Genomic DNA, 9,955 nt, shown 5'->3' on the forward strand with positions numbered 1-9,955 from the left:
AGCCACGGGGTGTGGCGCAGCTTGGTAGCGCGCTTCGTTCGGGACGAAGAGGTCGCAGGTTCAAATCCTGTCACCCCGACCATGGCACGAAAGGGCTGCTGACCTGCGAAAACGCAGGGTCGGCGGCCCTTTCGATTTCCTGGCCGTGCCTTGAACGTGCCTGGAGATCCGCTCCACCAGCCGGCTCCGTGGGCTCCGGACCCCCGTGACCGGAGGCCCGGTAGCGTCTGGCCAGAGCGCCGTCGCCGGGCAGGACCCGGCCGGGCGCGGCGCAGCGAGATCAACCCATGATGGGCGATGTCGGCACGTGTGCACCACTTCGACCTCGGTCACGTGCGTGGCCGCCGTGAGACAGCGCGTCGACGCTCACCGCCCGGCAGACGCGAAGGCGAGGGACCGCCCTCCACCGCCGCGACAGCGCCCCGACCGTCGCACACCGCCGGAGCGTCAGCACCCTCACCGCGCCAGCCGACCCCGCGACGCCCTCGCGCGAACGCCTCTCACGGTCCCCTCCCCCGGTCCACGGCCCCTCGTCCCTCACACGCGCACCACCCTCTGTCGCGCCCCCCTATCGCCGACAGTCGCACAGCCCTCGCTGCGCTCGAGAAGGACACACCTGGTGCACTCGGTGAGGTTCGTCCCGAAATTGGTGAACGCCCGCGCTGGGGATCGCGGCTTTTGGTAGGTGTGATGACGTTGCACAAACTGGCCGCGGGGAGCGGGTACACGTACCTGACGAGCCAGGTCGCCCAGCACGATGCGACGGAGCGCCGGCAGGCCGGGTTGGCGTCGTACTACGAGGAGAAGGGCGAGGCGCCGGGGCGGTGGCTGGGCACCGGCCTGGCCGGGCTCGACCTCGCCGTCGGGGATGTGGTGACCGAGGAGCAGATGCGGTTGCTGTTTGGGCAGGGCCGACACCCGCGCTCCGGAGAGCCCGGAGCGGCAGCGAACGGGTGGGGCGGGTTGGGGCGGGCGTTCCCGACGTTTGACGCCACCACGTTGCGGCAGGTGACGGCGCGGGCGTTCAGCGAGCACAACACCAGCCAGGGCCTGCCGTGGAACGCTCCGATCGCTTCCGAGGAGCGGGCGCGGATCCGCACCCGAGTCGCCCGGGACGTCTTCGAGGAGCGGCTCGGTCGGGCACCGGTGGACGAGGCCGAGCTGACGAGGTTCGTGGCTCGGGCGTCGCGGCCGGCGCAGGTGCCGGTGGCGGGGTTCGACCTGACGTTCTCGCCGGTGAAGTCGGTCTCGGCCTTGTGGGCCCTTGCTAGTCCGGACGTCGCGAAGCAGGTGGAGGCCGCGCACCGGGACGCGGTCCGCGTGACCCTGGCCGTGCTGGAGAAGGAGGTCGCGTTCACGCGGGTGGGCAAGGGCGGGATCCGGCAGGTGCCCGTGGTCGGGTTGGTGGCGGCGGCGTTCGACCACCGTGACTCGCGGACCGGGGACCCGGATCTGCACACGCATGTCGTGGTCTCGAACAAGGTGCAGTCGCTGCCGGAGGAGGGCGGGAGGTGGTTGACGTTGGACGGGAGGATGCTGTTCAAGGCCAAGGTCATGGCCTCCGAGCACTACAACACCCACCTCGAGGCAGGCCTCGTCGAGCGCCTCGGGGTGCGGTTCGTCGAGCGTCCCTCACCGGAGGGGAGGCGTGCGGTGCGGGAAGTCGCGGGGATCGACCCGGCCTTGCTGTCTGCGTGGTCGTCGCGGCGGGAGGCGATCGAGGTCCGGCAGCGCGACCTGGCCACCGCGTTCCGGGTTGACCACGGCCGGGCGCCGACGGCGGTGGAGTCGTTGGCGTTGGCGCAGCAGGCGAATCTGGAGACCCGACCGGGCAAGCACGAACCCTGCTCCGAGGCCGAGCAACGGCAGGCCTGGTGGGCGCAGGCGGCCGCCGTGCTCGCCCGGGAGGGACGCTGCCCGGAGGGGATGGTCGAGAGCGTGGTGGGGGCGGCGTCGGGGCGCACCGCGGGACGCTGGGGGCGCAACCAGGAAGATGGCCCTCGTCCGGGTATTGCCCCAGGTCCGCGGGTGGGGGCGCCCTCGGGGCGCACACCGGCGGGGCGCAGCAGGGCGGTGCGTCCACAGATCCTCGCGGCGCGGGTGGTGTCGGTGCTGGAGGGGTCGCGGGCGACGTGGCAGATCTGGCACGTGCGCGCCGAAACCCAGCGCCAGCTCCGCGCCGCGGAAGTTCCCTTGGACAGGCTGGAGGAGCACGCCCGTGAGGTCGAACGGTGGGTCCTGCACGGCTTCTCGGTCCCAGTGGGGGTGCCGCCGGAGCTGGGCGAGCCGGGGGTGCTGCGCCGCCCGGACGGCCAGTCGGCGCACGTCGTGCACGGCAGCCAGGCCTACACCTCAAAGACCATCCTGGCCGCCGAGGAGGAGCTGCTGTCCATCGCGCTGCGCCGCGACGGCCGCCAGACCGATGCCGACACCGTCGAGACCGCCCTGGCCGCCGCGAACGCAGAGGGGCCGGGCCTGGACCGCTCCCAGGCTGCGATGGTCCGCAACCTGGCCACGAGCGGGTGCCGGGTGCAGGTGGCACTGGCGCCGGCAGGGGCGGGCAAGACCGCGGCGCTGCGGGTACTGGCCCGGGCGTGGGAGGCGTCCGGCGGGACGGTGATGGGTCTGGCGCCTACCGCGGTCGCCGCCGACGAGCTCGGCCGGGCCACCGGCATCCCCGCCGACACGATCGCCAAGCACCTCCACGACCACGTCACGGCAGGTGCCTCAGCCGGCAAGGGTGCGCCCTCCGCCATGGCTGGAGCGGTCGGGCCGGGGACGTTGGTGGTGATCGACGAGGCCGGGATGGCCGGTACCCGCGACCTGGCGGCCGTGGTCCGGCACGTCATCGACGCCGGCGGAAGTGTGCGCCTGGTGGGGGACGACCAGCAGCTAACCGCCGTGTCGGCCGGTGGGGTCCTCCGGGACCTGGCCGAGCAGGGCCACGCGCACGGCACCACCGCCACGCTGACCGAGCTGCACCGCTTCACCGACCCCGCTGAAGGCGCCGCCACTCTCGCGATCCGGGACGGCGACCCCGCCGCCCTGGACCACTACGTCGACCGCGACCGGGTCCACACCGGTGACACCGAGGACGTGACCGACGCCGCATACGCGGCCTGGAAGGCCGACCAGAAGGCCGGGCTGTCCAGCCTGCTGCTGGCCGCGACCCGGGACACCGTGCGCGAGCTGAACCACCGCGCCCGCCAAGACCGCCTCGACAGCACCGCGGAGCCGTCAGGGCGCGAGGTGTCCCTGGGCGACGGCACCCGTGCCAGTGCCGGTGACACCGTGATGACGCGCCGCAACGACCGCAGCCAGCGCGCCGCGGACGGGTCGTGGGTGAAGAACGGGGACCGGTGGCGGGTCACCGCCGTCCACCCCGATGGGGGCGTCAGCGTCCAACGCCACCACGACGACGGAGCGAGGAAGCCCGCTAGCTTCGTGTTGCCGGCCGGGTATGTGGCCGAGCACGTCCAGCTGGGGTACGCCAGCACCATCCACGGCGCCCAGGGCGCGACCGTGGACACCACCCACACCGTCCTCACCGGCACCGAGACCCGACAGGCCCTGTACGTCGCCCTCTCCCGCGGCAGAGCCACCAACCACCTCTACCTGTCCACACCCACCACCACCGGTGACGGTGTCGGTCTCGAGGTCCAGGACGTGGCCGTGGAGCCGCGACAGGTGCTCACCGACATCCTCGCCCGCGACGGCCGCGCCCACTCGGCCACGACCACCGAACACGGCGACGCCGCACAACTGCTGCGCCAGGCAGTGCTGGCCTACCAGGACGCCCTCCCCGTCCTGGCCCAGCACCACCTCGGGCAAAGGCAGATGACAGCCCTGGACGGCGCACTCGAACGGTGGATGCCCGGCCTCACCGACCAACCGGCATACCCCCACCTGCGCGGCCAACTCGCGCTGCGCTGGGTCGACGGCACCCCACCACAGACCGTCCTGCGGGACGCGACCTGGTACGGCGGCAAGCAGTCCTTCAGCGAGGCTGACGACCCCGCCGCTGTCCTTGCCTGGCGCATCGCCGGCACCACCCCACCGTCGTACCGGGACGCGCCCCTGCCCTGGCTGCCCGCCGTCCCACCAGTCCTCCGCCAAGACCAAGAGAGGGACGCCTACCTCGACCGGCTCACCCAGCACATTGACGACCTGCGGCAGCGCGTCACCCACGAAGCACAGCAGGTCGACGCGACGGGACGGGCGCAATGGCGACGGACATTGCCCCCGAACATTGACGACCAGCTCATCGGCGACCTGGCCATCTGGCGAGCTGCCCACGACATCCCACCCAGCGAACCCAACCCTACGGGGCCGCCGACCAAAGACCCCCAGGCAGCCAGGCACCAGTCTCGGCTCATGCACCGGCTGGCAGAACCGTCACCCGTGTCCTCTACCGCCACCGCAGACGCGGCCAGCGACAGGCTCCGCTCCGGTCAACGACTGGCAGAGCGCCCACGACTCCATGACAGCACTTCCCGGCAACCTCGTGGTCCGTCACGCTGACCGTATCCACCACGAGAGTGCGGAAAGGCACGGTCGATACATCACTGTCGTGCCGAATACAGGACGGGCGGACCGGCCGATGCGGCGTGAGCCTGACCCACCTGGGATCCCTTTGCGGATCCCAGGCAAGCAAGAAGTGACGTGCCATGACGACCTCGGCCAAGGCACTGGCCCGGTCCCGCCGCCAAGACGCTGACGGCAGGAGCAGCAGGGCGAGATTGGTCACCCAGTGGAGCAACGAGCTCCCCCGTTCGGGCGACACGAGCGCCAGACCTACAGTCCCTAGCCGCAGCGCCGTGGCAGCGCGCGTTGGTCTGAAAAGCTCGACTTCCTGTGGGTAGGTGCTTTCCCATGAGCCACCTCCAGCCTCTCTTCGAAAGTCTGATCTGCAACGACTTCCGAGCCGCCAGGATTTCGAGTCAAACTATCGAGCCGCCGACACTCCGGCCACAACTTGACTCGACGCGGCCCACCCGACGTGACTCGAAAACGGTCGTCACCGGACCAGGTCCGCCAGCACGCTTCCAGGTAGGAAACGCTGCGTTATGGGTGGTGGCCGACGGTGGATAATCCACGTCAGCGCAAGCTGCTTCTTGATGCCGCGTCAGCCCCGATCCCCATGCCTGCTCAGAATCGGAAAGCCGCGACGATCATGAGCACTGCGAACCCAAGTAGGCACGTCGTACCCACGATGGTGAGCGAAGTACCCTCTCGCGCGTTGCCCGTCGACCGTCGCCGCTTGAGAGCGACGATGTTGAGGAGAAGGCCAACTGCCAAAAGAGGTATGGCTATGGCCACGAGAGTGCGTCCGTCCATCAGCCGATCCTATCCGGGTGCTCAGACTGGGACTGGGCAGCGCTAACGAGTCTCGGCCCTGCGGCTGCTCGCATGCGTCCGACGCCTTCGTGGGGCAGCCCGACTTCAACTCGGTTGGGAGCACCCGGCCATCACGGACGAGCGCAGCATCCTCGGCCAACGAACTGGTTGGCTGGCCTCCACTCGAACGGCACTGCCGTGGACAACCCTGTTGGTCACTTCGACTCGAAAACGGTCGTCACTGAGCCATCAATTTCTCAGCAGATCGCGTAGGTGTTTGACGCGATTAGGGCGAGGACGGGGGCAACGTCCAGGACGGGTCCAATAGTTGTCCCGAGCGGCTGAAGACGACCTCTGGACGTTCTATGCCCATGGCTGTCGACGGCACACGAGGACGGCAGCCTGACAATGGAGCTTCTTGAAGCGCCCCAGGTTCTCTGCCGCTCTCATGTGGGCTGCGGCTCAGGGTTGAGTGCAGCGTAATGGTCCTGCTCGTACTCGGCCGGTGGGACGTTGCCCAGGGTCGAGTGGAGCCGGCGGTTGTTGTACCAGTCGACCCAGCCGGCGGTCGCGTACTCCACATCGGCGATCGTCTTGTAGGGCCCGTCATGGAAGACGGTGGTGCGGACGCACTCGGCCTTGTACAGGCCGTTGATCGTCTCCATGAGCGCGTTGTCGTACGCATCACCCACTGACCCGATGGAGGGCCGGATGCCCTCAAGGGCCAGGTGCTCGGTCAGCCGCAGGCTCGTATATTGCGACCCGGCGTCCGAATGGTGGATCAGCTCACCGGCGACCGCAGGGCGTCCCTGGCGGTCACGCTCCCACAGCGCCATCCGCAGCGGGATCATGACCAGGTCGGTGACCTTGCTCGTCGCGGCGTGCCAGGCCACGATCCGCTGGGAGAACACGTCCAGGATGAACGCGACATAGACGAAGCCCGCCCACGTCCTGACGTAGGTGAAGTCGGTCACCCACACGTGGTTCGGGGCGGCGGCGGTGAAGTCCCTGTTCAGCAGGTCACCGGCACGGGTGCCGTCCTTGGCCGGGATTGTGGTCCGCACACCTTTGTCCCGCCGCACCCCGGACAGGCCCAGGATGGTCATGGCGCGGTCTACCGCCCCGGCGGAGGCGTTAGGCAGGCTGGTGCGGCGCACGTAGGCGGTCATCTTCCTCCGCCCGTACAGCCCCTCGGGCGTGAGCCGGCGCCGGCCGTGCTGGTCGGTCGTCCAGGCGATGTCCCGCACGGCGTGCATGACCTGGGCGTCGGTGACGGTGCGCGCGGCCACGACCCGGGTGGCGCACTTCCAGCTGCGGTAGGTCCGCGCGGCGATCTGGCAGCCCTGCTCGCGCAGCACCCGGCAGATCGACTCGACCGCGTAGCCCTGGGCCCTCATGGTGTCGATGAAGCCCATGATCAGCGGTTGCGGGGGTCGAGTTCCCCCACGAAGAAACTCGTGGCCGCCTTCAGGATCGCCACGTCCTCGCGCAACCGCCGGTTCTCGGCCTTGAGCCGCTTGATCTCCTCGTTCTCGGCGCTGGTGACTCCAGGGCGGTCCCCGGCGTCGACCTCGGCCTGGGTCACCCAGCGACGCACCGACTCCCGCGCCACTCCTAGCTGGTTGGCGACTGCGGTCATCGCCTCGGTCACCGTGGCGTACTCCTGCTGGTGCTCTCTGACCAGACGCACCGCCCGGGCACGAAGCTCCGGATCGATCTTCTTCGGCATGGTGCTCATCCTCCTGTACTCAAACAGGAGCGGCATCAAACCTGGGGCGGTTCATCTCGCACCGACAGATCGCTGAGGTCTTTGCGAGACTGGGTCGATGGCAGTGGCGCGGGAGGAAGACAGCGACCAGGGTGACCTGTTCGTGGAGCACGGTGCCCGCCTACACCTCTTGGCGGCCATGCTTACCGGGAGCACGAACGGCGCGACGCGGCTCACGGTACGGGCACTGGTCTCCGCGGCCCCGGGTGCCGGGTGGCGCGAAATGCGGGGCGAACTGGTCCGCGCCTACCTGCGCACCCAATCCCGGCGCGCCGAGCGCATGCCGGCAGGTGGGGTCCGGGACGCGGGCGACGTGCTGGAGCGGCTGCGTCCGCGCGAGCGGGCGGTCGCAGTGCTGCACCTCGTTGAGGGGGCGAGCAGTGCCGACATCGTTGAGGCCCTGCGGCTGCCGGCCGAGAAGGTCGCACGTCTGCTGCCCGCCACACCGGGGCTGGACACCGCCCTCCAGGCGGTCGGGGACCGCTACGCGCTGCACGGCTCCGACCTGGCCGCGGTTGTCGACCCAACCCTCACCCAGGCCCCGCCGGAGCCGCCGGCCCGCGACCGGCGCCGGTGGTGGTGGGTGGCGGCCGCGGCGGTGCCGCTCGCGGTGCTTTGCGGGTATGCGCTCTCCCCCGACCGCGACGAGGCCACCGGGTCCGACGATGCGGCACCGACGGGTCCGGGGGTCGTCGTGCCCGATGCGGTGAACCTCACCGAGGCCGGTTTCGAGCTGGACGACGACGGCGAACCGCCGAGCCGTGCGGCGGACCTAACCCGCATGGAAACCCTGAAGCTCACCCCCGGACGGAGCGCCGACCTGACCCTCAACACCGGCGACGCACGCTTCGGTGGTGAGCTCGCCTCCTTCGCCGTGCTGTGGTGCGACATGCCTCCAGCCGACGACCCAGCCCTCGCCCGCCCCGTCGGCGAGATCACGGTAGAGGGATCGACGCTCACTCTGCCCTGTGCCGGCACCGCGGGAGAGCCGGCAGTGGGGCTGGACCACATCGTTGCGCTGCCCGCAAGCGGTGAGGCGCGGGTCCGCGTCACAGGTGACCTGCCGCCGGACGGCAGTGCCGTGCTGGGGCTCTACGCGCAGACCGATGGCGTCGCGGTCGAGCCGCTGCCCGATGGCGACCTGACCGCCGGACCACCCATCCCCCCGGCGGCGGTCGCTGTCGATGAGCTGGGCCCTGCGCTTCCCTACGACCAGGGCGGCAGGCTGGTGCAGCCGGTCCAGCTCTCCCCAGACAGCACCATCCGGGTGTGGTCCGGGCGGAAGGGCGCTGTGACGGTGCTCGTCGACGGCGTACCGGTGACCGACGACGGCGATCTCAAGAGGTGGGCCGGCGGCGATGCTGGGTGGCGCGGCCAGCAGCCGGATGTGCGCGAGGGCCGCTGGGTGGTCTATGTGCCCGGGTCGGCACGAGAGTTCGCCCTGCCGGATGACCTGGTCCCCGAGGGTGGCCAACAGCGCTCCGCCGTCGTCGAGGTCCTGGCCGAGAGCACCGAGCACGTCCAGGTCGTAGCCACCCGCGCCGCTCCGGGCGACTCCGACCACGACCCCCTGCCGCAGGCGGACGAGGGCGAGGCACCGGAACTCGTCTGGGGCCACCGTCTGGCCGGTGCTTGGGAGGTGCCGACGGACGGGCTGGAGCGCGAGCTGCTGGACCCCGCCTTGGGCGAGGAAGTCACCTGGGTCCTCCTGCACCCGCAATCCGAGGAGTTGGCCGCGGCACGACCACTGTTGTGGCGCGAGGGTGCCGTGCGACAGGGCCGCAGCCTGACCGTCGCGCGACAGGTGGAAGACCCGTCCGACATCTCCCGCATCATCGAGGAGGCCATGCAGAATGACGGGCGGCTGCGGGAGGAGTACCTCACCACCAGTGCGGATCCCTCCGACCCACGGAGACAATTCGCCATGGCACCCGCGACCCCCACTTCTGCTGCGGGTCTGCTCCTCGCCTACGAGCCGGTCGATTACAACGACTTCGACTTCGCGGCGGCACGGGTGTCGGCGACCAGCCGGCCCGTGGGTGAGGAGCCAATAGGCTCTCCGATCGCTTCGCCCATGGCGGCCCTGCCCAGAGTGAATACCGGGGATCTCGACGAGCACGGCCGGATCACTGTCAGCATTCCGTCCGGTGGCACCTTGTGGGTCCGCGCCGAGACCCACGGGCGGGGCCGCGTGCGCTTTGAGGTGGACGGGCAGCCGCCCGAGTTCTTGACCCGGACCGACGGGTGGTGGTCCAGCTGGACCGACCGGAACGTCATCACCGACGTCCCACTGACCTCCGAAATCTCCGGCCGCTCCAGTGACCTGGAGCTCTCCATCACCGTTGAGGACTACGACAACGTGAGCATTGAGGTGCTACGCCACTAACCAGCCGGTTTCATGGGATCCCTCGACAGGGCGACAGCGGCGCAGCTACCCACGCTTAGCGCCGCGCTTCGTTCGTCGGTCCTTCGGTGCAGTTGAGTCCCGCATAGTGGTGTAGCGCGGTAGCTGAGGTCGTCGTCTCCGGCGTGTGTGCCGGACGAGGACGCGGCCACCGCGTGATCCTTCGAGTGAACCTTCCACAGCACCCTCGAACGGAGTCACACGATGACCGCTCCCCACATTGTCGACCCTGCTGGCCTGCTCGGCGAAGCCCTGGCCGAGGCCAGCCCTGACTTGATGCGCCACCTGTTGCAGTCGATCATCAACAGCCTGCTGTCCGCGGACGCCGACGCCGTCGTCGGCGCCGAGTACGGCCAACCCACCGCCGGCCGCCTCGCGCAGCGCAACGGCTACCGGCACCGGCCCCTGGACACCCGGGTGGGCACCTTGGACGTGGCGGTCCCCAA

The 9,955-nt window shown here is 70.0% G+C and carries 4 protein-coding genes and 1 tRNA gene; 4 read left to right on the forward strand and 1 reads right to left on the reverse strand.

The window, feature by feature from the left end:
- Nucleotides 1–5: 5 nt before the first annotated feature.
- Nucleotides 6–82: transfer RNA gene (locus Q0967_RS03130), tRNA-Pro, on the forward strand.
- 608 nt (nt 83–690) lie between these two features.
- Nucleotides 691–4,521 carry a MobF family relaxase gene (mobF, locus tag Q0967_RS03135; protein ID WP_299448988.1) on the forward strand — a complete coding sequence of 1,277 codons (3,831 nt, stop codon included), beginning with the start codon at nt 691–693 and terminating at the stop codon, nt 4,519–4,521.
- Nucleotides 4,522–5,783: 1,262 nt separating this feature from the next.
- Here mobF and Q0967_RS03140 read toward each other — a convergent pair.
- A protein-coding gene (locus Q0967_RS03140) for an IS3 family transposase (RefSeq protein ID WP_299448990.1) occupies nt 5,784–7,066 on the reverse strand; the annotation gives its coding sequence in 2 pieces (ribosomal slippage) (nt 5,784–6,793 and nt 6,793–7,066; 1,284 coding nt in all).
- 97 nt (nt 7,067–7,163) lie between these two features.
- On the opposite strand from Q0967_RS03140, the gene Q0967_RS03145 reads away from it, so the two are divergent.
- Entirely contained in the window at nt 7,164–9,491 is a 2,328-nt protein-coding gene (locus tag Q0967_RS03145) for a hypothetical protein (RefSeq protein ID WP_298753165.1), read from the forward strand.
- Between the two features lie 222 nt (nt 9,492–9,713).
- On the forward strand, nt 9,714–9,955 hold a 242-nt coding region (locus tag Q0967_RS03150), incomplete at its 3' end, for a transposase (RefSeq protein WP_298750880.1).

The sequence above is a fragment of the uncultured Serinicoccus sp. genome (assembly GCF_947500995.1).
Taxonomy (GTDB): Bacteria; Actinomycetota; Actinomycetes; order Actinomycetales; family Dermatophilaceae; genus Ornithinicoccus.

Bases quoted from the DNA above. Each gene is read 5' to 3' on its own strand.
- Q0967_RS03145 (WP_298753165.1), top strand. From the start codon at position 7,164: ATGGCAGTGGCGCGGGAGGAAGACAGCGACCAGGGTGACCTGTTCGTG.
- mobF (WP_299448988.1), top strand. From the start codon at position 691: ATGACGTTGCACAAACTGGCCGCGGGGAGCGGGTACACGTACCTGACG.